Source organism: Amycolatopsis keratiniphila subsp. keratiniphila (genome assembly GCF_001620365.2).
Classification (GTDB): Bacteria; Actinomycetota; Actinomycetes; order Mycobacteriales; family Pseudonocardiaceae; genus Amycolatopsis; species Amycolatopsis keratiniphila.
This window is the reverse complement of record NZ_LQMT02000019.1, coordinates 252005-275715: the sequence shown is the minus strand read 5'-3', so window position 1 is coordinate 275715 and position 23711 is coordinate 252005. Positions and strand designations below refer to the sequence as shown.

Below are 23711 nucleotides of genomic sequence, written 5' to 3'. Positions count from 1 at the left end.
GGTCGGAAGTGTCATGAAAGGGTCGTTCAGGACGAAAAACGTCAGGAACGACCCTTTCATGACATATCAGAGAACGACAGGAGCGCCGAGATCCCCCGCGAGGAGTTTCCGGACCCATCACTCCGTTTCATGCATAATCACTATTATGCATGAAACGGGATATAACCCAGTGTAAGACTGTCGGTGCCATGCGGTACAAGATGTTCATGAGGGTTTCCGAGGCACAGCAAGCCTTTTTCGCCGCACGTCGTCCCCGCAAGGATTCTCCTCACACCACCGACGCCTACCGCCGCGACCTCGCCGGCATCACCGCTCTTCTGCTGCGCGAGCTGGACCGCTCCCCTGACGACCTCATGGTCGAGATGCTCACCGCCCAGGCACTTCGCAACGCCTTCGGTGCCTTCGCCGACACCCACGCGAAGAGTTCGGTGCTGCGTGCGTGGTCGACCTGGAATCAGTTCCTCACGTTCTGTGTGTCCGACGGGCTGCTCGCGGGCAATCCGATGGGCGCCGTCGCCCGGCCGAAGGCACCTCCGTTGACGCCGAAACCCTTGCGGGGCGAGGAAACCCCGGAGCAGTTGCTTGCAGCCGCGGCCGACGGTGCGCGCCGGACGCGGGATCCGTGGCCGGAGCGGGACGTCCTGGTGATCGCGCTCGGGCTGGTCGCCGGGCTGCGTGCCGCAGAGATGCGGGCGCTGACGGCGCGGTCGCTGGTCGGCCGTCAGGGCGAGATGCGCTTGCACGTCCATGGCAAGGGAAGCCGGGACCGGTCGATCCCGGTGCAGCCGATCATGGAGAAGATCATCGAGGAGTACCTCGCCTCCTGTCGCCGCCGGTTCCCGCAGCAGCGGTTCGGGCCCTCCACTCCCCTCCTTCGGGATCGTGCCGGCGAGCCGATCGGCCGCGGGGCCCTGGAGTACCTGGTCAAATCCTGCTACCGATGGGCAGGCCTGCACGACCGGGTGCCGGTCGGGGCGAACCTCCACGCGTTGCGGCACACGTTCGCGACCCGGCTGGCGGAGGACGGCGCGACGGCGTCGGAGATCATGGCGCTGCTGGGGCACGCGAGCCTGGCGACCAGTCAGAACTACATCGAGGCGACCGGTCGTGAGCAGCGGGCGGCGGCCGCGAGCAACCGGACGTACCGGGCGCTGGACGGGATCGTGTAGGTCAGCGGAGTTGTTCGAGGTCCTTGGCGGCCTGGGCGATCTCGCCCGCCAGGCTGCGGAGTTCGGCGACGGAGGCGCCGTCGTCGGCCGCGGTGACGACGTCTTCCGCGGCGCAGCGGAGCTGGAAGAGCCGGTCCTGGAGGGTGGCGATCTCGGTGTCGGAGAGGACGACGGCGTCTTCGGGGAGGCCGCTGCGCTGCAGGGCGGTTCGCCGTTCGTAAGCTCGCTGGCGGCATGATTGCCCGCAGTAACGGCGGCGCCTGCCGACGTTGCCGCCTTGTTCCAGGCGCCGGCCGCACCATCCGCAGTGTTTGGGTGCCCCCGCGCGGCGTAGCTCGGACACCTCTTCGGCGGACGTCTTCGGGTGTTCGGCCACTTCCCTCACGGTTCAGACCCTAGCTGGCCACCCGACGATCATGCCGGGGCCACGACCGAAGTGCACACTAGTGGGGTGCCGACACTGTTTCCGTACCTCGCCGATCCGCTTCCGCGCGCCTTCGCCCATCGGGGCTGGCACCTCGGTGACCTGGAAGGACTGGAGAACTCGTTGCCTGCCTTCCAGCAGGCGGTGACGGAGGGCTACCGCTACCTGGAGACGGATGTGCACGCGACGTCGGATGGCGTGGTGGTCGTGCATCACGACGCGTCGTTGGACCGGACGACCGATGGCACCGGGTTGATCTCGCAGCAGACGTGGGCCCAGCTGCGGACGGTCAAGATCGGCGGGCGTGTGCCGTTGTCGCGGCTGGAGGACGTGCTCGAGGAGCTGCCGGAGGCGCGGTTCAACATCGACGTGAAGTCGAACGAGGCGGTGGAGCCCTTCGTCCGGGCGATCGAGCGGTCGGGTGCGCATGACCGGGTGGCGGCGGCGTCGTTCTCCGACGCGCGGTTGGCGCGGATCCGGAAGCTGGCGGGGCCGAAGCTGGTGACGGCGATGGGGCCGCGTTCGGTGGCGGTGATGTGGGCGAACGGGTTCTTGCCGCTGTTCTCGCTGCGGGCGTTGTCGCGGGGGGCGATGGCGCAGGTACCGGTGCGGCAGGGTCGGTTGAAGGTGGTGGACCGGGCGTTCCTGCGGCAGGCGACGCGTGGGGGTTTCGAGGTGCACACGTGGACGGTGGACGATCCGGCGGAGATGCGGTTGCTGCTGGATCTGGGGGTGCACGGGATCGTGACGGATCGGCCGGATCTGCTGCGTGAGGTGCTTCGGGAGCGGGGCGCTTGGCCGTCCTGATCCGCGTTTAGTCCTCTAAATGCGTGTGAGTGCATTTAGAGGACTAAACGCGGGGGTCAGCGGGGTGGTTTGCCGTTCCAGGCGGCGTCCCAGGTTTTGGGGCCGAGCCGTCCGGAGTCGTTGATGCCGTTGGCGCGCTGAAGGGCGAGGACGGCTTCGCGGGTCTTGTCGTAGTAGCAGCCTGTTCCGGTGAAGCCGTAGCCGAAGGCGTTCATCCGCAGCTGGAACTGCTTGAGCGGGACGGCGCAGTCGCCGTAGGCGTAGACGACGCCGGGCCAGGCGGGTTTGGGGCCGCCGGGCGGTGCGGGCGGGGTGGGCTTCGGTTTGGGTGCGGGCGGCGGGGCGGGCTGTCCTCCCCCGCCGATGTAGGCCGATTCGGCGTAGGACGGGACGCGTTTGCTGCGGCCGTCGCTGTCGTTGCGGAAGCCGAGTTTGCCGGCGCATTCCCAGGGTTGCCAGCCGCGCATGCGGTACAGGTAGAGGGCCCGGTAGTCCTGTTCGCGGGGGGCGGCCTGGTCGGGTCGTCCTTGGCCGCCGACGCTGCGCCAGGTGGGCAGGTCGAACTGGTAGGCGCCGTAGTAGCCGTTGCCGGTGTTGATGTTGTAGCGCCCGCTCGATTCACACATGCGGAGCTTGGCCCAGTGGGAGCCGTGGGGATCCGCGGCGGCGGATCCGGTGGTGGCGATCTGCAGGCCCGTCACGGCGAGGGCGAGCAGGAGCGTTCTCGCCACTACGCGGTGTGCTGTGCGAAGGCGATGGGTCCTCATGAGCGGAACAGTAAATACCGGACACTTGCTTCACAAGAGTCACAGCTCGCTCACCAGCCTCACACGAAACACACGGCGATCGTGGCAGCGACACGCCGACGATGGTCGTGGAGGTGTCCGGGAAGGGTTCGTCCCGCGTCGAAACGAACACGGTCCGGACTCGTGCCGGACACGTGGGTGTGATCGCCAGTAGTCTCCCGCTGACCTCGACGTTCTCGACTTCAGGAGCTGTGCATGACGGTGGCCGTGACCCGTGAACGCAAGCGGGTGTGGCGGGCTTGGTACCTCTACGACTGGGCCAATTCGCCGTTCTATTCGTCGGTGATCACCGTCTTCGGAGCGCTCTATTTGAGTGAGATCGCGTCCGCGGACGCGAAGGCGAATTTCACCCTTAACGGGGACAGGGCGTGCACCGATTCGAGTGGAGCTTCGAGCACCCTGCAGAGCTGCGACGTCTCGTTGTTCGGGTTGCAGTTCCCGGCGGGGTCGCTGTGGGGCTATCTGCTGTCGGTCGCGACGGTGACCCAGGTGCTGGTACTGCCCATCGCCGGCGCAATCGCGGACCGCAGCAGGCACAAGCGACGGATCCTCGGCGGGTTCGCGTTCCTGGGTGCGGCGGCGTCGGCCTTGATGTTCTTCATCGCGGGAACGAACTGGGAGGTCGGCGTCTGGACGTTCATCCTGGCCAACATCGGTTACGGCGGTGCGCTGGTCGTCTACTACTCGTTCCTGGTGGACATCGCGGAGCCGGACGAGCGGGACGCGGTGTCGTCGAAGGGGTGGGCGTTCGGGTATCTCGGCGGTGGTCTGGCGCTGGCGCTGCAGCTCGGGTTCTTCCTCGGACACGAGGCTTTCGGGGTGAGCGAGTCGCTCGCCGTCCGGATCTGCTTCCTGACGTCGGGGATCTGGTGGGCGGTGTTCACGTTCCCTGCGGTGCGGGCACTCCCCCAGACTCACGTGCCGAAGTCGAGCGAGCGGGGCCTGTCGGTGTTGACGGCCGGGTTCAAGGAGCTGAAGCAGACGATCAAGGACGCGCGGGCCTATCCCCTGACGCTGGCGTTCCTCGGGAGCTATCTGGTCTTCACCGACGGGATCACGACGGTGGTGGCGGTGTCGGCGCAGTACGGCAAGGACGAGCTGAAGTACAGCACCCAGGTGCTGATCGTCACGATCCTGGTGATCCAGTTCCTGGCGTACGCCGGGGCGATGATCCATGGTGCGATCGCGGCCCGGGTCGGGGCGAAGAAGACGATCTTGGGCAGCCTGGTGGCGTGGGTGGCGGTGCTGTGCTTCGCGTACTTCATCGAGGCCGGTCAGCCGCTGCAGTTCTACGCGGTGGCGGTCGGGATCGGACTGGTGCTGGGTGGGACGAACGCGTTGTCGCGGTCGTTGTTCGGGCAGATGATCCCGGAGGGCAAGGACGCGCAGTACTTCTCGCTGTACGTGGTCGGTGAGCGGGGGACGTCGTGGCTCGGTCCCCTGCTGTTCGCCGCGGTCGGGCAGATCACCGGCTCGTTCCGGTACGCGATCATCGCGCTGGTGATCTTCTTCGTGCTCGGTTTCGTGTTCGTGTGGCTGGTGCCGGTGCGCCGGGCGATCGAGGCGGCGGGTAACCGACCACCGGCGGTGCTGTGAGGGTGGAGCGTGCCGATAGGGTCGGGCGTCGTGACCGTACTGAAGGAGAGTGGCCCCGATCCCACGGACGCGTTGTCGTCGGTGCCGGTGGCGGGTTCACGGCGGGGTGTGCCGGTCGTCGGGAAGTTGAAGTTCTGTTACGGGCCGATGGACTGCGGGAAGTCGACGCTGGCGTTGCAGATCGACCACAACCACGCGCGGCAGGGTCGCCGCGGGATGGTGCTGGTGCGGCATGACCGGTCCGGGGAGCCGCAGATCACCAGCCGGATCGGGTTGACGCGCAAGGCGATCGAGGTGGGGAACGAGACCGATCTGCGGTTGCTGGTGCGTGAGCAGTGGGCGGCCGGGCGGCATGTGGACTACTTGATCGTCGACGAGGCGCAGTTCTTGTCGCCCGATCAGGTGGATCAGCTGGCCGAACTGGCCGATGACGTCCAGATCGACGTGTACTGCTTCGGGATCGCGACGGATTTCCGGAGCATGTTGTTCCCGGGGGCCGCGCGGTTGTTCGAGCTGGCGGACGAGTTGCAGCCGGTGCAGGTCGAGGTGTTGTGCTGGTGCGGGCAGACGGGACGGTTCAACGCGCGGGTTTCCGACGGTGAGGTGCTGCGGGCCGGGGACACCGTGGTGGTCGCGGATACCGAGCAGTCGCTAGTTGAAAGTTCACCGGCATCACGTTCCGAGGGTGAGTCGAACACGGTCCGTTATCAGGTATTGTGCCGTCGGCACTTTCGACTGGGCGACCTGGGGCCCACCTCAGCCCAACACGGTCAGTTACGGTTGACGTGACAGGCGTACTACTAGCCCATCTGGGGGATATCCGCACCAAGATGGCCGTATTGACGTCACGCCAGAGCGCGAAACCACTCCTACTAGGAGAAGCTGTTGCCACCGGGTGACACAGCTCATCGTGAGCAAGGACATGCTGTCCAGGGAATCTCTTGGGCGTCATCGTCGTTGCATAGGGTGAGCATCACCCTGGCTCCACCCGGAGCTGACTGAAAGGACCCCCATCATGGCCGACCGTGTTCTCCGTGGAAGCCGGCTGGGAGCGGTCAGCTACGAGACCGACCGCAACCACGACCTCGCGCCTCGGCGCACCGTGCGCTACGCCTGCCCCAAGAACCACGAGTTCGAGGTGCCCTTCTCCGACGACGCCGAGATCCCCTCGGTGTGGGAGTGCAGGCTGCACGGCAGCGAGTCCGAGATCGTGGACGGCGGGCAGCCGGAGCAGAAGAAGGTCAAGCCCCCGAGGACGCACTGGGACATGCTCCTGGAGCGCCGTTCGATCCCGGAGCTCGAAGATCTGCTCAACGAACGTCTCGCCGAGCTGAAGGGACGCAGGACCACCCGGTCCGCCTGACGCACGGCACAAGTAGCTAGCCCCACCACGAACCGGCGAAGCCCCCNNGGGGGCTTCGCCGGTTCGTGGGCCCTGCCAAGTTCCGTGAAGGCCTCCTTCATTACCTACCGACGACCATCCTTTGAGGGATCCGAGACGCTCCTCATCGCAGCACCCAGTGCCACCAATGTGGCATTGGAGACGCTCGGTGTCCCCAATGCCACATTGGTGGCACCGGGCCCATCGCGAAACGGACCCCGGTCTGGGATCAGCCGCAGCCGGGATTGCCTAGGTGGCTAAGACACCGCGAGAGCCCCGACGCTGAGGGGCGTCAAGGCGTCGCGAAGGCGCCGTAGGTGCTCCGGCGGCGATTCGAGCAGCGGAAGCCGCACCGTCGCGTGCGGGATGACGCCGAGTTCGGCCAGCGCGGCCTTGGCCATGATCGCCCCCTGCGAGGTACGCATGACGGCCTCCGCCAGCGGAAGCAGCCTGGCGTTGAGCGATCGCGCGGTGTCGAGGTCTCCCCCGCGTACGGAGGCGATCAGTGCGGCGTTGCGGTCGGCGACGGCGTTGCCCACGACGCTGACCAGCCCGGTGGCGCCGGCGGCGAGGTAGGGCAGGTTGAGCTCGTCGATGCCGCAGTAATAGGCCAGCGGTGTGTGCGCCATGACGGTCATCGCTTCGAACAGGTCGCCCTTGGCGTCCTTCACGGCCCGGATCCTGGGGTGACGGGCGAGTTCGATCAGGGTGGCCGCTTCCATGGCCGTCCCGGTGCGGGCTGGGACGTCGTAGAGCATTACGGGCAGGTCGGTGGCGTCGGCGACCGCCTGGCAGTGCGCCACGATCCCGGCCTGTGTCGGCTTGGAGTAGTAGGGGCAGACGAGCAGGAGTGCGTCGGCGCCTGCGGCCTCGGCTTCCTTCGCGCGTCGGATGCAGGCGGTGGTGTCGTACGTGCCGACTCCGGCGATCACGCGCGCCCGGTTACCGGCGCGGTTCGCCACGGTGTGGACGAGCCATGCGGCTTCGGTGTCGGTCAGGGTGGGTGACTCCCCGGTGGTTCCGCCGACGACGATGCCGTCGCAGCCGGTGTTCAGCAGGTGGTCGACCAGGCCGGTGAGGCCGGGTTCGCTGAGCGCGCCGCCGGGTTCCATCGGGGTGACCATGGCGACGAGGTTGGAGCCGAAGGGTGTCATGCGGTCGATCCTGTCGGCGCTGATACCTGTGGTCCAGCGATGGTTTTTGGACGGTATTGCGTAGCCTGGCTTCATGATTGAGGTCGGGGCACTGCGGGCCCTGCGGTCGGTGGCCGTGTTGGGGACGTTGGCGCGGGCGGCCGACGAGCTCGGTTTCACGGCGTCGGCGGTGTCGCAGCAGATCAAGCGGCTGGAACGGCAGATCGGGATGCCGGTGCTCGCTCCGGCCGGTCGTGGCGTCGTGCTGACTCCGGCGGGCCAGGCCGTCGTCGACTCCTCGCTGGAGGTGTTCCAGGCGCTCGAACGGTGCGCCGAGGCCGCTCAGTCGGTCGCGGAGGGCGCGCCGCGCGGGGTCCTGCGGGTTGCCGCGTTCTCGACCGGTATCCGCGGCCTGCTCGCCCCTGTCCATCCGCGGCTCCTGACCCGCTACCCCGACCTCCGGCTGCACATCACCGAGCAGGACCCCGACCAGGCTCTGCATTCGGTCGAGGCCGGGACCGCCGACCTCGCGCTCCTGCATGACGCCGACGGCCTGCCGGTCCCGCTGTCCCCCGCGTTGTCGCGGCGCCTGGTGCACACCGACCTCGGTGACGTCGTCATGTCCGAGACCCATCCCCTGGCGCGGTCCGAGCCGCTGCTGGACGGCGCGGACCTGGCCGGGCACGCGTGGGTGACCAGTCCGCCCGGCACGGTCTGCCACCAGTGGTTCCGGCGCGTGTTCGCCGGCCTTCCCGAAGAACCCGACGTGCGGCATCTGGTCGACGACTTCTCCACGCAGCTGTCGCTGGTGGCCTCGGGCGAGGTCGTCGCGTTGATCCCGCGGCTGGCTCGTCCGCCGTTGGCCGAAGGGCTGGTCGCCCGGCCGCTGCGGCGCCCGCCGACGCGCGAGGTGCACGCCGCGTGGCGCCGCAGTGCCGAGTCGAGTCCCGCGATCCGGGCGGTGCTGGCGGAGCTGGGGGCGGCTCGGTCAGCTGGGGTACATGCTGGTCACGTTGATGAACGTGCCGGTGATCCCCATGGCGTCGTCGGAGGCGAGGAACGCCAGCGTGGCGGCGACCTCGGCCAGGCGCGGTGAGCGTTTGGTCATGCGGGCCTCGGTGAGGCCGTCGAGGACGTTCTGCACCATTTCGGGGGTCGCCGGCAGCTGGTTGTTCACCGCGGAGAGCTTCTCGGGCGTGAAGGTCTCCGGGATACCCGCGACCCAGATGCCGAGCGCGCGGACGCCGTGCGGTCCGATCTCGACGGCGAGGTTGCGGATGAAGGTGTCCAGCGCGGCGTCGATCGAGCCCGTGGCGCCCATCATCGGGCTGCCGTGGGCGGATCCGCTGTCGAGGGCGAGGATGGCGCCGGAGCCCTGGGCGACCATGTGCCGGGCGGCGGCCCGCGCGGTGATGAAGTTCGTCGTGATGCCGTCGGTGATCGGGCGGACGTAGTCCTCGACCGACATCTCCACGAGCGGGATGCCCTGGATGTCGCCACGCGGGACGAGGTTGAGCGAGACGTCGATGCTGCCCGCCTCGGCCACGACGGAGGCCGCGTGCGCGTCGACCGCGGTTTCGTCGAGGCCGTCGACGACGGCGACTTCGGCCCGTCCCCCGGCCTCCTTGATCTCGCCGGCGAGCTTCGTCAGTGCCGGTTCGTGGCGGCCGGTGAGGAAGACGCGGGCTCCGCGCGCGGCGAACTCCTTGGCGACGCCGTTGCCGATCGCCCCGCCGGCGCCGTAGATGATCGCGTTCTTGTTCTGGAGGCTCATGGGTTTTCCTTCCGCGTTGTCGGTTACGACGGTTGAGACGCGGAAGGCCCGGAGATCTCATCGGTCCTCAGGTCAGCGTCAGCGGCAGCCCGAACGCGGGGAACAGATGCGGCTCGAACGCGGTGATCTCGGCGACCTTCCCGTCTTCGATGCGCAGCACGTCGAGCACCTGTGCCCGGTAGATGCGGGTGCCCGGCCGCCGGACGTAGCCCGCTGCGGCGGGAAGCCCGTTGGCCACGGTCGGAAGGTGTTTCCACTCCCCGAAGTACGTCGACGAGGCGGGATCGAGGGATTGGGCGACGAACTCGAGGAAGACGTCGCGGCCGGAGAACCACAGCGGGTTCGGCGGCATCGTGACCAGCACGTCCTCCCTGAGCAGCTCGGCCATGACCCGGCTGTCCCCGTTGGCGGTGGCAGCGGCCATGTAGCGCCGAAGGATCGCCTGCTCCTCGTCGGTCGGCTGCACGGTCCTGGCCCACTCGGTGCGGCGTTCCGGCAGGCGTTCGCGCAGCGTGGGGCGTGCACGCTGAAGGGCACTGGTGACCGAAGCGACGGTGGTTTCCAGCAGGTCCGCGGTTTCGGCGGCCTTCCAGCCGAGGACGTCGTTGAGGATCACCACGGCGCGCTGTTTCGGTGGGAGGTGCTGGATCGCGGCCAGGAAGACGAGCTCCATCGTTTCCCTTGTCTCGGCGATCTCCGCGGAGTCGTCCGGGAACGGCTGCAACCAGGGCAGGAACTGCGGAGGTTCACCCTGCTCGACGTCGGGCAACGGGTCGTAGGGACGGGGGACCCGTTTGTTGCGGCGCAGGAAGTCGAGGCAGGTGTTGGTGGCGATGCGGTAGAGCCAGGCGCGGAAACTCGACCTGCCTTCGAACCCTTCGCGGCCGCGCCACGCTCGCAGAAATGTCTCCTGGACCAGGTCCTCGGCGTCGTCGTAGGACCCGACCATGCGGTAGCAGTGCACGCGCAGCTCTCGCTGGTGCTCCTCGATCCTCCCGGCGAAGGCGACCTCGTCGACGGTTTCCGTCACGGGTTCCGATGTGACGTTTTCGTCCTTCGTCCGCAGTGCCAGTTGAGCGATCCGCCGCAGCCTCCCGACGCCCGAGGTGAGGGAGGTGAGATCGGTGAGGAACTCCTCCGGCGGCTGGGGTGCGAGCCGGTTCGCGAGGCGGCCGACCTCGGCGATGAGGGTTTGCACATCGGGCGCGGGGTCGCGCCGTGACCGGTAGGCCCGCTGGCGGCACGCGGCCGAGCAGTAGAGGGCCGTACGCCCGCGCGAATCCGCCTTCGACGGCAGCGGGCCTCCGCACATCCCGCAGACCTTCCCGGTCACGGCTCACCTTCCCCCGAAAACGTCACATTCGATCGAGTGACGCATTATGCGGCTTGATACCCCGGGATGTCCTCGACTCGGTGATAGACGTCGAGCCCGCGGGACAGGGCGATGGCGACGTCCTGGTCGGCTCCGGTGGATTCGCCCGGCAGCCGCAGGACGGCGTCGCAGTGGTGCAGCAGCCGGTCGGCCGTCGGGTACATGACCTCCTTGGCGACCGGATCGGCGACGGTCTTCCCGCCCGCGCCACGCAGCACCGGCAACGCGACCCACTCGCCGATCATCGGCACGTGCCCGCTGCGGAAGATCGGCCAGGCGGCCTCTTCGAGCCGGGCGAGGTTGCGGGCGAGAAGTTCGGGGTCGTCGCCGGTGCCGGAGCGGAACGGCCCGGCGATGAGGATCATCAGAGGTTTGCTCATGCGGCAGAGCATAATGTGCAACAATCGGCAGGAACAAGGAGGAACGTGCAGATGTTGGCTGCGCAGCGACGAGACCTGCTGATGGAACGACTCAAAACCGAAGGCCGGATCGTGGCCAAGGATCTCGCCGCCGAACTCGGCGTGTCCGAGGACAGTATTCGCCGTGACCTGCGAGAACTCGCCGACGCCGGGCTCTGTCAACGCGTCTACGGCGGAGCCTTGCCGGTCTCCCCAGCCACTGCGGACTACGCGACGCGTATGGCGGTCAGCGTCGCGGGCAAGGAAAGGATCGCAAAACGTGCAGCAGCGTTGATCCGGCTCGGCTCGACGGTCATCCTCGACGGCGGGACCACCGCGCTCGCGCTGGCGAAGGCGCTCCCCGTCGATCTCGAAGCGAAGATCGTCACGCACAGTCCCACGGTCGCGGCCGCGCTCGTCACGCATCCGAAGGTCGAGGTGTTCCTGATCGGCGGCCGGCTCTTCAAACACTCCGCCGTCACCTGTGGAGCGGCCGCGGCGGAGGCCGCGATGGGGATCAACGCCGATCTGTTCTTCCTCGGCGTCACCGGGGTGCACCCGGAAACCGGGCTCACCACCGGGGACTCCGACGAGGCCGCGATGAAACGCACCCTCGCCAAACGGGCCGCCGACACCTACGTGCTGGCCAGTTCCGAGAAGATCGGTGCGGCCTCGCCGTTCACCGTGCTCCCCCTGTCCGACGTCGCGGGCGTGATCACCGACGCGGCGCCGGACGAGCCGACAGTGAAGGAACTGGGGAAACTCGGGGTGAGCGTGCTGGGCGTCAGCCCTTCTTGGCCAGCCCGCGAAGCTGCTGCCAGCGACGCTTGACGCCCCACAGCCCGACCAGGACGATCGCTTCGCGCACGACCGAGCCGCTCATCTTCGACTGGCCGACCTCGCGTTCGGTGAAGGTGATCGGCACCTCGACGACCTCGAATCCGGCGAGTGCCGTGCGGAACGCCAGGTCGATCTGGAAGCAGTAGCCGCGCGAGGCGATCTCGTCGAGCGGGAGCTTCTCCAGCACCGTGCGGCGATACGCGCGGAAGCCCGCGGTGATGTCCTTGATCTTCGTGCCGAGCGCGACCCTCGCGTAGAAGTTCGCCATCCAGGACAGCGCCTTGCGCTGGAACGGCCAGTTCACCGTGCTGCCGCCGGGAACGTAGCGGGAGCCGATGGACAGATCCGCGTCTTCGAGCGCGGCCAGCACCCGGGGCAGATCCTCCGGCGCGTGCGAGCCGTCGGCGTCCATCTCGACGATGGTGGCGTAGTCGCGGGAGAGCCCCCAGCGGAATCCCGCGACGTACGCGGCGCCGAGGCCGGCCTTCTCGGTCCGGTGCATGACGTGGATCCGCTCGTCGGCCTTCGCGAGTTCGTCGGCGACGTCACCGGTGCCGTCCGGGCTGCCGTCGTCGACGACGAGGGCGTGCACGTCCGGGAGTGCTTTGAGCAGACGTTCCAGGATCGGGCCGATGTTGTCCCGCTCGTTGTACGTCGGGACCACCACCAGCACCGGGTCGATTCCCTGGGCCCCCCGCGGCGCCTGCGCCATCCGCTTTTCCTCCGTGTTCCGGCGGGTCAGCCCGCCGCTTCCCTCGTTGCCTTGGCGGCGCTCGCGCGCCGGGTGCGGAAACGGAGCACGTACCCGCCGGTAACCCCGGCGATCGCCAGGGCCAGCAGTCCGTACTCCGTCGTCACACCGAGTAGATCCGACAGCGTAGTCTGCTGCCTCAGCGGTACGCGCCCCACCAGGGAGTCTGCGGTGAACAGGCTGGTGGAGGCCTTGATCGAACCGTCGGGCGCGACGATCGCACTGACCCCGCTGGTGGCCGAAACGATCACCGCGCGCCCATGCTCGACCGCCCGCAGCCGCGACATCGCCAGCTGCTGGTAACTCATTTCCCCCGGCCCGTACCAGGCGTTGTTGGTCGGCACGACGAGCAGTTCCGCGTCGTCGGCGACCGATTCCCTGGCCGGGTAGTCGAACGCGGTCTCGTAGCAGATGAAGACGCCGACCTTGGTGCCCGCGACCGACAGCGCGGCGTTGGCGCCGTCACCCGGTGTCATGTTCGCCACGCTGTCGACGAACGGCGTCACCAGCTTCGCGATCTCGCGAGCCGGGACGTATTCGCCGAACGGGACCAGCTGCTGCTTGGCGTAGCGCTGGCCGGGACCGGTCACCGGATCCCAGACCAGCGCGGAGTTCTGGGCGGTGCCGTCGGGCAGCCGGACCAGCGCGCCGATGATCGCCTGCGTGCCGTAGTCGCGGACCATCTGATCGACGCCGGCGTCTCCGGTGCGCATCGCCATCGCGGTCTCGGGCCACACCAGCAGGTCGACCTTGGTGTTGCTCGCCTTCAGCTTTTCCAGCAGGCGTGCGCTCTCGGCGAGGTGGTTGTTCCGCAGTTCGTCACGGCGGCCTTCCAGCGCCAGGCCGATGTCCGGGGCGTTGCCCTGCACCGTGGCGACGGTGAGTTCGCCGTCCTGGGCTTCGGTGCCGATCGTCGGCCACACCGCGAGACCCGCCACCACCGGCACCAGCGTCACCGCCGCCGCGGCCACCAAAGAACGTTGCGGATCGGCGCCCCTCAGCCGCAGGCACAGCGCAGCGAGCCCGAACCCGGTCGCCACGACGGCGAGGCCGACCAACGGAGCGCCGCCGATCGAGGCCAGCGAGACGAAGGCGCCCTCGGGCTGGCTGAACGCCACCCGGCCCCACGGGAAACCGCCGAAGGGGAACCAGGCCCGCGGTGTCTCCAGCGCGATGATCACCAGCGCGGCCCACAGCGGTCCGAGCGGCAGCCGCCACACCACGGTGGCGAACGCGCCGCCGAAACCGAGGTACACCGACAGCGCCATCGACAACGCGATCCAGGGCCACGGCCCGAAGCCCGGGCCGAGGAAGTCCAGCAGCCACGTCAGCAGCGGCAGGAAGAACCCCATCCCGAACACGAACGCGTAACCGAACGCACCCCGGAACCTGCGTCCGTGCACCACGAGGGCGAAGCCGGTGAACGCCAGCGGCGCGAGCCACCACAGCGGACGCGGCGCGAAACTGAGGTACAGCGAGAAACCCGACGCCGCGGCGACGAGGAAACGCAGGAGCCAGGCGCGGGAGAACCGCTTCCGGGGCACCGCTTCGGGGTCCGGATCGGTCACGGTCGAGGGCACTCCTGAACCCTAGGCCGTGCGGGTGAACACATCGTGGATGACCTCTCCGTCCCGCACCGTGCGCAGGCACTGGGGCAGCGTCGCCCCCTCGGCCAGGTTCGGCAGCGGGGGCACCCCCGCCCGCGGGTCGGTCGACCAGCGCTGCACCCGCGAGTCCGGCGTCGCGACGACGAGATCCTCGGCGTCCCAGATCGCGTAGTGCGCGGGAGCGCCCGGGACCAGGCTGCCGGTGACGCCGTCGTTCACCCCGGCGGCTCGGTGCCCCGCGCGGGTGTGGGCGGTGAAGGACGCGCGAGCGGACAGTCCCGAGCCCGGCGTGCGGTGATAGGTCCCGGCGCGGACGGTGGCCCACGGGTCGACAGGCGTGACGGGAGCGTCGGAGCCGAAGGCGAGCAGGAGCCCTTCGGCGGCCATCGCGGCGAAGGGATTGAGCTTCGGGGCTCGTTCGCCGCCGAGGCGGTCGACGTACATGCCGTGCTCGCCGCCCCATTCCGCGTCGAACTGCGGCTGGACCGACGCGACCACACCCCAGCCGGCGAGTGCCTTCGCCTGCTCGGCGTCGATCATCTCGACGTGCTCGAGCCGGTGGTGCCGGGCGGCCAGCGCGCGACGGCCGACGGTCTTCTCCGCGAGCCGGAATCCTTCGACGACCTCGGCGACGGCGGCGTCGCCGATGACGTGGAAACCGGCCTGCAGTTCGGCCTCGGTGCAAGCGGCGACGTGCTCGGCGATGGCGGCCGCGTCGAGGTAGAGCGTTCCGGAGGTGCCGTGGGCGTCGGCGTACGGCTCGTGCAGCGCGGCCGTGCGCGAGCCGAGCGCGCCGTCGACGAACAGGTCGCCCGCGACTCCCCTGGCCCCGAGCGCGCGGGCGGTGTCGATTCCGCCGCGCTCGCCCCAGTAGCCGACGACCTCCGGCAGTCCCGGCTCGGACGCGAGCGCGAGCAGGTCGGTGAGGTCTTCGGCGCCGGAGATGTCCGGCCCCGCGCATTCGTGGACGCTCACGACACCGCGCGCGGCGGCTTCGGCGAGGAACGCGCGCTGGGCCTCGCGGCGCTGTTGCGGGGTGATCGCGTCGCGCATCGCGGCACGCACGAGGTGGTGGGCGTCGCGGGTCAGCGGCCCGTCGGCCGACCAGCCCGGCGCGTCGTGCACCCCGGTGGCCAGTGCGACGAGGGCGCTGGAAACGAGTGCCGAGTGGACGTCGACCCGGCTCAGGTACACCGGGGCGCCGTTCGCGGCCTCGTCGATCTCGGCGCGGCTGGGCAGCCTGCCGTCGGTCCAGCGGGATTCGTCCCAGCCGTGCGCGACCAGCACCTGGCCGGGACGGACGGCTTCGCGGACGGCGGCCAGGAGCTCGGCGGCACCGCGGACGTTCGCGAGGTTCAGCCCGGTGAGGTGCAGGCCGGTCGCGGTGGCGTGGACGTGCGCGTCGACGAAGGCCGGGGCGACGAAGGCGCCGTCGAGGTCGACCGGTTCGGCGTCGGGGTGCAGGGCTTTGGCCGGGCCGTCCTGTCCCACCCAGACGACGATGCCGTCGGTGATCGCCATGGCGGTGGCGTCGGGAGCCGAGGGGCTGTAGATGCGCCCGCCGAGCAGGAGCGTCGTTCGCGCGTTCGTCACCCTCCTGAGTTTGCAGCGTGCGGACGACCACGTGACCGGCGGGTCGGGAAGATTTCGACACACCACGTAGGACAGGAATATTTACGTCTTCCGAACGATGTGACAGGATATTTTCACGCGTTTCCGACGACGAGGAGTACAAGTGACTGCGATCCAGGAACCGACCTCGCCGGTGGCCGCCTACGATCAGCCCTACGACTACACCCGGGTCGAGCTGATCGAACCCGACTGGCGCCGCTTCCCCGGCTGGCACGACGTGGCCGAGGCAGAGTGGCGCGACGCGCAGTGGCAGCGAGTGCACTGCATCCGTAACGCCAAGCAGCTGCGCGCCCTGATGGGCGATCAGCTCGAGGAGCGCTTCTACGAGGACATGCTCGCCGACCAGCGCGAGATGGCCACGATGTCGATGCTCTTGCCGCCGCAGATGATCAACACGATGGCGCCCAACGCGGGCACCGACCCGGCGAAGGTGACCGAGGCCTGGTACGCCGACCCGATCCGCCGCTACATGCTCCCGGTGCGCAGCGACCGCGACACCGAGTGGCCGAGCCACCCGCACTCCGAACGGGACTCGCTGCACGAGGCGGAGATGTGGGTTGTGGAGGGGCTGACGCACCGCTACCCCACCAAGGTCCTCGCCGAGATGATCTCCACCTGCCCCCAGTACTGCGGGCACTGCACCCGGATGGACCTGGTCGGCAACTCCACCGAACAGATCGAGAAGCACAAGCTCTCGCTCAAACCGGTCGACCGCCAGGACGCGATGATCGACTACCTGAAGAAGACCCCCGGCGTGCGTGACGTCGTGGTCTCCGGCGGAGACGTCGCGAACGTGCCGTGGCCGCAGCTGGAGTCGTTCCTGATGCGGCTGATGGACATCGACACCGTCCGCGACATCCGGCTCGCCACCAAGGCGCTCGCCGCCCTGCCGCAGCACTGGATCCAGCCGAAGGTCGTCGAAGGACTCGAACGCGTCGCCGGCACCGCGCAGCGCCGCGGCGTCAACCTCGCGATCCACACCCACGTCAACCACGCCCAGTCGGTGACCCCGCTGGTCGCGGAAGCCGCCAGGACCGCGCTCGACGTCGGCGTCCGCGACGTGCGCAACCAGGGTGTGCTGATGAAGGGCGTGAACGCGTCCCCGGCCGACCTGCTGGACCTGTGCTTCGCGCTGCAGGGCGAGGCGAACATCCTGCCGTACTACTTCTACATGTGCGACATGATCCCCAACGCCGAGCACTGGCGGGTTTCCGTGCACGAGGCGCAGGAACTGCAGCACGCGATCATGGGCTACCTGCCCGGGTACGCGACTCCGCGCATCGTCTGCGACGTGCCGTATGTCGGGAAGCGGTGGGTGCACCAGCTCGCCGAGTACGACCGCGAGCTCGGGATCTCCTACTGGACCAAGAACTACCGCACCGGGATCGAGCACGAGGACCCGGAAGCCTTGCAGCGGCGGTACCCGTACTACGACCCGATCTCGACGCTGCCCGAAGCCGGTCAGCGTTGGTGGCGGGATCAGCCGAAGGCGTAAGCGTCCGGGCGGCTTTGAAGTACGTGAAGGCCCCCTTCATTGCGCTAGACGCAGTGAAGGGGGCCTTCACGTACTGGGGAAGGTAGTGAAGGCCTCCATCACTACCTTCAAGGTAGGCAAGGAGGCCTTCACGGACCTGGCCCGCGATCAGCCGCGGCCGGAATCCCCGGCACTCAGCGAAGATCTTTCCGCGCGAGTGTCCTATGTGGCCGGACAAGGCACTGTCTTGACGGACCACGGATCGGGATCTACTCTTCTCCCCTCAGACAGGCACAGACGAAGAGCCACTGTCAGCGGTCTTCGTCGTGTCTGTTTTTTTGTGTCGGATCGCTGACAGCCAGCGCAGAAAGTTGGCGGTCCATGAGTTCATCGACGCTCAGCCCGACAGGCTCTATTTCGAACGTCTCCCAGGTGGCCGCGCTCGTCAACGGGCTTTCGAGGTTGCCGCGCAAGGCCAATCTGCTGTGGTATCTGGTGCTGGGCGGGCTTTTCCTGGACGCCTACTCCAACGCCGCGCTCGGCGCGGGCCTGTCCCCGATGATCAAGGAGCTCGGCCTCAGCTCCACCCAGGTCGGCGTGCTCACCGCGACCGCACCGGCGGTGGCCATCCTGTTCAACCCGATCGGCGGCTGGCTGGCCGCCCGGATCGGGCGCGTCAAACCGCTGATCGCGGCCAAGGCGATCGCGGCGATCGGGGCCGTGCTCACCGCGACGGCGGGCGGGTTCGGCGAGGTCTGGTTCGGACGCGGTCTCGTCGGCGTCGCCTACGGGATCGACTTCGCGGTGGCCATGGCCATGCTCGCGGAGTACACCCCCGCGAAGCTGCGCGGACGGCTCAATCTCTGGCAGTCCGTCTGGTACGTCGCCACCACCGTGAACCTGGGACTGACGCTGGTGTTCTTCCAGCTCGACGCCGGGGTTGGGATCTGGCGATGGTCCGTCGGCTCGGCCGGCGTCTTCGCGCTCGTCCTGCTGGTGCTGCAACTGCTGTTCCTCGTCGAAAGCCCGTCGTGGCTCGCGGCCAAGGGCAGGCTCGAGGAAGCGGCGGTCAGCCTCCGCCGGATCTACGGTTTCCAGGTGACCCCGGGCACCAGCAGCGGGCCGGATCCCGCCACGGAACAGAAGATCGGATTCCGGCACGCGGGGGTGCTGTTCCGCAAGCCGTATCTGCCGCGGACCTTCCTGTCCACGGCCATCTCCCTGACCCAGTCGATGCAGTACTTCGCCGTCGGGTGGTACCTGCCGGTGATCAGCCTGGCGATCTTCGGGCAGGCGTTCCAGACCGCGACCCTGGGATCGATGATCTTCAACATCGCCGGGATCATCGGCGGCGCGCTCTCGGCGTACTTCGGCAGGAAAATCGGACTGCGCACGAGCTCCGCCATCGGCTACGCCTTCGCGTTCGCCATCCTGCTGGTGATGGGGCTGGGCTTCGGGAAGCTGCCGATCGCCGTCGGCTTCCTGCTCCCGTTCCTGTTCATCTTCTTCCACTCGGCCGGACCGGGCGCGAACGGCAAATCGATCGCGGCGCTGTCCTACCGCAGTGACATCCGCACCCTCGGCACCGGCGTGACCGGGATGCTCGGCAGCTTCGGCAGTGTCATCGGGCTCTACGTGTTCCCGCAGATCAAGGAATCGATGGGGCTCGGCCCGACGATCGCCCTGCTCGCGGTGGTGCCGTTCCTCGGGTTGGTCTCCTGCCTGATCGTCCGCTGGGACCCCACTCGCAGCGGCGTCGATCCCGACGACGAGACCATCGACCTCAAGCGCAGGAGCGCGTGATGCGGCGCGGGATCCTGGCCGTCGACGAGGGTTCCACCGGCACCCGCGCGGCCGTCGTCGGCGAGGACGGACAGTGTGGCCCCTCCTTCTACACCTCGATCGACGTGAGCCATCCCCGGCCGGCCGAGGTGGAGCAGGACGCCATGCAGCTGCTGGAGCGGACCGTCGACGTCGCCCGCCAGGCGGTGACGTGGGCCCCCGACAACGGCGTGGAGATCACAGGCATGTCGATCTGCACCCAACGGGCCACTGCCGTGCTGTGGGACCGCGAGACCGGACGTCCGCTGGCACCGGCCGTGGTGTGGCAGGACAGCCGCTACGCCGCCGAGCTGGCGAAGCTCGCCCCGGAATGGGACCGGTACCTGTGGGCCGGAACCGGGCGTCCCGTGGGCACCCGCGCCCCGTTCCTGTGGGCCGCAAGGCAACTCGAGACGCTCGGCGTTCCGGCCGGGCGGGCGCTCTTCGGTTCGGTGGACACCTGGCTGGTGTGGCATCTCAGCGGCCGCGAGCGGTACGCGATCTCGGCGACCAACGCCGTCGCGTTCGGCGGCTACCGGTTGCGGGAACACGCCTGGGACACGAAATGGCTGGAGGCACTGGGTTTTCCGGCCGAGTCGGCTCCGCCGCCGCTGGACGACGACGGCGACTACGGCTACACCGACCCGGAACTGCTCGGCATCCGCGTACCGATCGCGGCGGTGATGGGCGACCAGCACGCGTCGCTGATCGCGCTGGGCGCGCTCGAACCCGGCCAGGCCACCTGCGTCCATGGCACCGGAACATTCGTCGGCGCGCTCGCCGGTGACGAGCCGCCCGAGGCGGTGGGCGGTCTCGACGGCGTGCTGTGCCTGGTCGCCTGGCGCAGCGGCGGCCACAGCCGGTTCAGCCTCGAGTCCTACACCTCGACCACCGGCTCCGCCCTGCGATGGCTCATCGAAGACCTCGGCCTGTTCGCTTCGGCGGCCGAGATCAGCGCGCTGGCCGCGGCGCAGCCCAGTGGCGAGGCGACGTGGTTCGTGCCGACGCTGGCCGGACTGCGCACCCCGGTGCAGCGGCCCGACGCCCGCGGCATGCTGGCCGGGCTGAACCTCGCGACCACGCGGGAGATCCTGGCCAGGGCGGTGATCGACGGGATCGCCCACGCGGTGAGCGACACCGCCGACGCCTTGCGCACCACCATGGACCGGCCGATGACCCGTCTGCGGGTCGGCGGCGGCCTGGCGGCGAGCGACCCGTTGCTCCAGAGCCAGGCCGATTTCACCGGTCTCGCCATCGAACGGGTGGCGGATTCGGCCACCGCCAGCCTGCGCGGCGCCGCCTATCTCGCCGGAACCCGGCTCGGGCTGTGGTCTTCGCTGGCCGAGGCCGTCGCCCACCAGCCACCCGGCCGGGTCTTCGAGCCCGCCATCGCCGAAACCGACCGGCTGAAACTACGCGCGCGCTGGCAAGACGTGCTCGCCGTCTCGCTGTCGTGAAACCCCAGTTCTGAGTGGAGAGGTTCCTCAACCATGTTCACACTGCCGTCCCGGCGGCCGAATGCCGTCGCAGCGGGAGCGACCCCTTCGGCGTTGCTGCGGCTGGACCGCCGCACCGCGCTGACCGGACTCGACGCCGGCGAGTTCGACCTTCTCGTGATCGGCGGCGGGATCACCGGCGCCTACACCGCGCTGGACGCCGCCGCCCGCGGCCTGTCGGTCGCGCTGGTCGAGCGGGACGACTTCGCGTCCGGGACCTCGTCGAAATCCTCCAAGATGGTGCACGGCGGCCTGCGCTACATCGAGCAGGGGAACCTTGACCTGGTCAGGCATTCCCTCCTGGAACGCCAGCGATTCCGCCGCAACGCCCCGCATCTGGTGCAGCGGCTGCCCTTCCTGTTCCCGATCCTGGCCAAGGACGGCGTTTTCGACGCCCGGATCGCCCGCGCCTTCGAGAGTCTCTTGTGGACATACGACCTCGCGGGCGGCTGGCGGATCGGCAAACTGCACCAGCGGCTCACGGTCGACGAAGTGCTGGCGCACGCCCCGACCCTGCGCGCCGACCACCTGCGTGGCGGCCTGATGTACTACGACAGCCGCGCCGACGACGCCCGCCTGACCCTCGCGATCGTGCGCACCGCGGCCCGGCTCGGCGCCGTCGTGGCCAACGGCGCCGAGGTGACCGGCCTGCGCACCACGGGCGGGCGGGTGACCGGCGCGACGGTCGAGGCCGACGGCGAACGGATCGACGTCCGGGCGCGGGTGGTCGTCAACGCGACCGGCGTGTGGGCCGACGACGTGGACGGCATGGCCTCCGCGGGACACCGGCCACAGGTGCGCCCCGCGAAGGGCGTCCACATCGTGCTGCCCTGGTCGAAGATCCGCAACGACTGCACGGTGACGGTGCCCATCCCGGGCCGCGCGCGGCGGGCGACCTGCACCCGCTGGGGTGACGTGGTCGTGGTCGGCACCACGGACACCGACTACGACGGCTCGACCGACGACGTGCACTGCACCCGCGACGAGATGGAGTTCCTGCTCGAAGGCGCCACGATCGCCTTCGACACCAAGCTCGGCCCCGAGGACGTGCTCGGCAGCTACGCGGGCCTGCGGCCGCTGGTCGGCGGCTCCGAAGGGACCACCCTCGACATGCGGCGCGATCACCACATCACCGTCGCCTCGGGCATGGTCACCGTGACCGGCGGCAAACTCACCACCAGCAGGCATATGGGCGAACTCGTCGTGGACGAGACGCTCGGGCTGCTGGGGCGCAAGGCCCGCTGCCGCACCAAGAACCTGCCCCTGCTCGGCGGCGCCGGCTACGACGCCGAAGCCACCGCCGCGACCGGCGGGACCGCCGCGCACCTCGGCGGCCGCTACGGGACCGAAGCCCGTTTCGTGAGCGCGCTCGTCGACGAGGACCCGACGCTCGGCGAGCCGCTCATCCCCGGACAGCCGCACCTCAAGGCGGAGGTCGTGTTCGCGGCCAGGTCCGAGATGGCGCGCTCGGTGGACGACGTGCTGTCCCGGCGCACACGGCTGCGGCTGTTCGCCAGGGACGCCTCCGCCGAGGCCGCGCCGCTCGTCGGCGAACTGCTCGGCGCCGAACTCGGCCTGCCACCGGAGACCGTGGCGTCGCAAGTGCAGGACTATCGGGCGGGCGTCGCCCGGGAGAAGTCGATTCTGTTGGGAGACAACGCATGATCAGCAGCCAGACCATCGCCCACCCCTTCAACCGGGGGAAATACGTGGTCGGGGCCCCCACGCCGCCCCGCTGGGGCGACCGGACACCTCCGGGACAGGGCCCGGCGTCGCTGCAGACGACCGTCGTCCCCGTGCCCGCCGCGCTGACCGAGGCGCTGCGAGACGTCGCGGACGCCGTGCACACCGAGCACGACGAGGTCGTGCTGCGCACCCGCGACTGGTGGGCCGGTTCGATGATCGGCGAGACCGCGGGAAACCCGGCGACGCCGGACGCGGTGATCGCCGAGGTCGGCACGGTGGAACAGGTACAAGCCGTGGTCCGCCTGTGCGGCGAGCACAAGGTGCCGCTGACCGTGTCCGCCGGTCGCAGCAACGTCACCGGCGCCGCCCTGCCGGTCCACGGCGGCGTCGTGCTGGACGTCTGCGGGCTGAACAGGATCCTGTCCTTCGACGCGGACTCCCAGGTCGTCGACGTGCAGGCCGGGATGTTCGGCGACCTGTTCGAAACCGAACTGCAGAAGACGCACGGCGCCACCACGGGGCACTGGCCGTCCGCGTACGCACTGTCCACTGTGGGCGGCTGGGTGGCCTGCCGCGGGGCGGGCCAGCTTTCCACCCGCTACGGCAAGATCGAGGACATGGTGGTCGGCCTCGACGTCGTACTCGCCGACGGCACGCTCGCCCGGTTCGGCGACTACCCGCGGGCCGCCACCGGCCCCGACCTGCGCCAGCTGTTCGTCGGCTCGGAAGGCACGCTCGGCGTGATCACCTCCGTGCGCCTGCGCACGCATCCGCTGCCCGGCTACGCCAAGGCCGTCGCTTATGGCTTCGAAACCTTCGCCGCCGGGCTGGAGGCGTGCCGGCTGATCATGCAGCGCGGCGCGACCCCGGCCGCGATGCGGCTCTACGACAAGCTGGAGAGCGGGACACATTTCGGCCTGCCGGACACCAACCTGCTGCTGATCGCCGACGAAGGAGACCCGGTACTGGTCGACGCGATGCTGCAGGTGAGCTCCGAGGTCTGCGCCGCGACCGGGTCCGAACTGGACGGTCAGGCCGTCTTCGAGCGCTGGCTCGACGAACGGATGCTAGTCGGGAAGTCGGCGGACGGGTTCACGCCCGGCCCGGGTTTCGTCGCCGACACGCTCGAAATGGCGGGCGCGTGGTCGGCGCTGCCCGCGATCTACGACGAGGTCGTGGCCGCGATCGAGGCCGTCCCCGGCACCTTGGCCGCGTCCGCGCACCAGTCCCACGCCTACACCGACGGCGCGTGCCTGTACTTCTCGCTCCGCGGCGACGTGGAACCGGAGAAGCGGCGGCACTGGTACCGCTCTGCCTGGGACGCGGCCAACGCCGTGCTGGTGCGCCACGGCGCGGCGCTGAGCCACCACCACGGTTCCGGCCTGCTCCGGGGACCGTATCTCGCGGACACGCTCGGCTCCGGGTTCGGCACGTTCGTCGCGGTGAAGCGGGCGCTCGATCCGCAGGGCCTGCTCAACCCGGGCAAGCTCGGGCTCCCCAGCGACCTCGGGCCGAACCCCCTTGACTCCGCGAGCTGATCGACC

21 protein-coding genes are annotated in these 23711 nt (G+C 69.1%); 12 read left to right on the top strand and 9 right to left on the bottom strand.

The genetic code is table 11. The annotated features are described in order from the left end of the window. The first annotated feature begins 188 nt into the window (after window positions 1-188). Window positions 189-1169 carry a tyrosine-type recombinase/integrase gene (locus AVR91_RS19285; RefSeq protein ID WP_016334315.1) on the top strand — a complete coding sequence of 327 codons (981 nt, stop codon included), beginning with the start codon at window positions 189-191 and terminating at the stop codon, window positions 1167-1169. A gap of 1 nt (window position 1170) precedes the next feature. Here AVR91_RS19285 and AVR91_RS19280 read toward each other — a convergent pair whose 3' ends face one another. Then, complete coding sequence (locus AVR91_RS19280) at window positions 1171-1554, bottom strand: hypothetical protein (protein WP_007034383.1); 384 nt, start codon at window positions 1552-1554, stop codon at window positions 1171-1173. A gap of 66 nt (window positions 1555-1620) precedes the next feature. Here AVR91_RS19280 and AVR91_RS19275 point away from each other — a divergent pair, with 66 nt between their 5' ends. Continuing rightward, window positions 1621-2400 carry a glycerophosphodiester phosphodiesterase gene (locus tag AVR91_RS19275; protein ID WP_063275593.1) on the top strand — a complete coding sequence of 260 codons (780 nt, stop codon included), beginning with the start codon at window positions 1621-1623 and terminating at the stop codon, window positions 2398-2400. 56 nt (window positions 2401-2456) lie between these two features. On the opposite strand, the gene AVR91_RS19270 is transcribed toward AVR91_RS19275, so the two are convergent. After that, window positions 2457-3131 carry a transglycosylase family protein gene (locus AVR91_RS19270; RefSeq protein ID WP_063275592.1) on the bottom strand — a complete coding sequence of 225 codons (675 nt, stop codon included), beginning with the start codon at window positions 3129-3131 and terminating at the stop codon, window positions 2457-2459. A gap of 270 nt (window positions 3132-3401) precedes the next feature. Here AVR91_RS19270 and AVR91_RS19265 point away from each other — a divergent pair, with 270 nt between their 5' ends. The 3 genes from AVR91_RS19265 (at window position 3402) to AVR91_RS19255 (ending at window position 6165) form a co-directional block, all read left to right on the top strand. After that, window positions 3402-4802, top strand: a complete 1401-nt coding sequence (locus tag AVR91_RS19265) for an MFS transporter (protein ID WP_063275591.1) — start codon at window positions 3402-3404, stop codon at window positions 4800-4802. Between the two features lie 30 nt (window positions 4803-4832). Continuing rightward, window positions 4833-5591: a thymidine kinase gene (locus AVR91_RS19260; RefSeq protein ID WP_043848119.1), complete on the top strand. Its 759-nt coding sequence runs from the start codon at window positions 4833-4835 to the stop codon at window positions 5589-5591. 226 nt (window positions 5592-5817) lie between these two features. Continuing rightward, window positions 5818-6165, top strand: a complete 348-nt coding sequence (locus AVR91_RS19255; RefSeq protein ID WP_005151365.1) for an RNA polymerase-binding protein RbpA — start codon at window positions 5818-5820, stop codon at window positions 6163-6165. Between the two features lie 275 nt (window positions 6166-6440). On the opposite strand, the gene dapA is transcribed toward AVR91_RS19255, so the two are convergent. Then, on the bottom strand, window positions 6441-7337 hold the full coding sequence (dapA, locus tag AVR91_RS19250) for a 4-hydroxy-tetrahydrodipicolinate synthase (protein WP_063275410.1): 897 nt from the start codon (window positions 7335-7337) through the stop codon (window positions 6441-6443). A gap of 73 nt (window positions 7338-7410) precedes the next feature. Between dapA and AVR91_RS19245 the strand changes: the two genes are divergently transcribed. Beyond that, a complete protein-coding gene (locus AVR91_RS19245; RefSeq protein WP_063275411.1) occupies window positions 7411-8412 on the top strand; it encodes a LysR family transcriptional regulator in 1002 nt (333 codons plus the stop codon). Here the strand turns inward: AVR91_RS19245 and AVR91_RS19240 are convergent. The 3 genes from AVR91_RS19240 to AVR91_RS19230 form a co-directional block, all read right to left on the bottom strand. Beyond that, a complete protein-coding gene (locus AVR91_RS19240) occupies window positions 8305-9090 on the bottom strand; it encodes an SDR family NAD(P)-dependent oxidoreductase (RefSeq protein ID WP_063275412.1) in 786 nt (261 codons plus the stop codon). The two genes, AVR91_RS19245 and AVR91_RS19240, sit on opposite strands and share 108 nt — an antisense overlap. 67 nt (window positions 9091-9157) lie before the next feature. Further along, the gene (locus AVR91_RS19235) at window positions 9158-10423 is read right to left on the bottom strand and encodes a sigma-70 family RNA polymerase sigma factor (protein WP_211282738.1); all 1266 of its coding nucleotides are present in this window, start codon (window positions 10421-10423) and stop codon (window positions 9158-9160) included. A 44-nt stretch (window positions 10424-10467) separates the two neighbouring features. Next, on the bottom strand, window positions 10468-10842 hold the full coding sequence (locus AVR91_RS19230; protein ID WP_228708280.1) for a DUF4406 domain-containing protein: 375 nt from the start codon (window positions 10840-10842) through the stop codon (window positions 10468-10470). A 51-nt stretch (window positions 10843-10893) separates the two neighbouring features. On the opposite strand from AVR91_RS19230, the gene AVR91_RS19225 reads away from it, so the two are divergent. Continuing rightward, window positions 10894-11691, top strand: a complete 798-nt coding sequence (locus AVR91_RS19225; RefSeq protein ID WP_063275414.1) for a DeoR/GlpR family DNA-binding transcription regulator — start codon at window positions 10894-10896, stop codon at window positions 11689-11691. On the opposite strand, the gene AVR91_RS19220 is transcribed toward AVR91_RS19225, so the two are convergent. The 3 genes from AVR91_RS19220 to AVR91_RS19210 are packed head-to-tail and all read right to left on the bottom strand — an operon-like array spanning window position 11645 to window position 15651. Continuing rightward, the gene (locus tag AVR91_RS19220; RefSeq protein WP_016334326.1) at window positions 11645-12412 is read right to left on the bottom strand and encodes a polyprenol monophosphomannose synthase; all 768 of its coding nucleotides are present in this window, start codon (window positions 12410-12412) and stop codon (window positions 11645-11647) included. The two genes, AVR91_RS19225 and AVR91_RS19220, sit on opposite strands and share 47 nt — an antisense overlap. 26 nt (window positions 12413-12438) lie before the next feature. Then, a complete protein-coding gene (gene lnt, locus AVR91_RS19215) occupies window positions 12439-14031 on the bottom strand; it encodes an apolipoprotein N-acyltransferase (RefSeq protein ID WP_063275415.1) in 1593 nt (530 codons plus the stop codon). Window positions 14032-14040: 9 nt separating this feature from the next. Further along, the gene (locus AVR91_RS19210) at window positions 14041-15651 is read right to left on the bottom strand and encodes an amidohydrolase (protein WP_063275416.1); all 1611 of its coding nucleotides are present in this window, start codon (window positions 15649-15651) and stop codon (window positions 14041-14043) included. 142 nt (window positions 15652-15793) lie between these two features. On the opposite strand from AVR91_RS19210, the gene AVR91_RS19205 reads away from it, so the two are divergent. The 5 genes from AVR91_RS19205 (at window position 15794) to AVR91_RS19185 (ending at window position 23705) form a co-directional block, all read left to right on the top strand. Next, on the top strand, window positions 15794-17185 hold the full coding sequence (locus AVR91_RS19205; RefSeq protein ID WP_063275417.1) for a KamA family radical SAM protein: 1392 nt from the start codon (window positions 15794-15796) through the stop codon (window positions 17183-17185). Window positions 17186-17596: 411 nt separating this feature from the next. Beyond that, complete coding sequence (locus AVR91_RS19200; protein ID WP_228709243.1) at window positions 17597-18967, top strand: MFS transporter; 1371 nt, start codon at window positions 17597-17599, stop codon at window positions 18965-18967. Then, window positions 18967-20442 carry an FGGY family carbohydrate kinase gene (locus tag AVR91_RS19195; RefSeq protein ID WP_063275419.1) on the top strand — a complete coding sequence of 492 codons (1476 nt, stop codon included), beginning with the start codon at window positions 18967-18969 and terminating at the stop codon, window positions 20440-20442. The genes AVR91_RS19200 and AVR91_RS19195 overlap by 1 nt, the downstream gene beginning before the upstream one ends. Window positions 20443-20475: 33 nt before the next feature. Next, window positions 20476-22146: a glycerol-3-phosphate dehydrogenase/oxidase gene (locus tag AVR91_RS19190; RefSeq protein WP_063275420.1), complete on the top strand. Its 1671-nt coding sequence runs from the start codon at window positions 20476-20478 to the stop codon at window positions 22144-22146. Then, window positions 22143-23705 (top strand): FAD-binding oxidoreductase, encoded by a 1563-nt coding sequence (locus AVR91_RS19185; protein WP_063275421.1) that lies wholly within the window; start codon window positions 22143-22145, stop codon window positions 23703-23705. The genes AVR91_RS19190 and AVR91_RS19185 overlap by 4 nt, the downstream gene beginning before the upstream one ends. Window positions 23706-23711 lie beyond the last annotated feature (6 nt).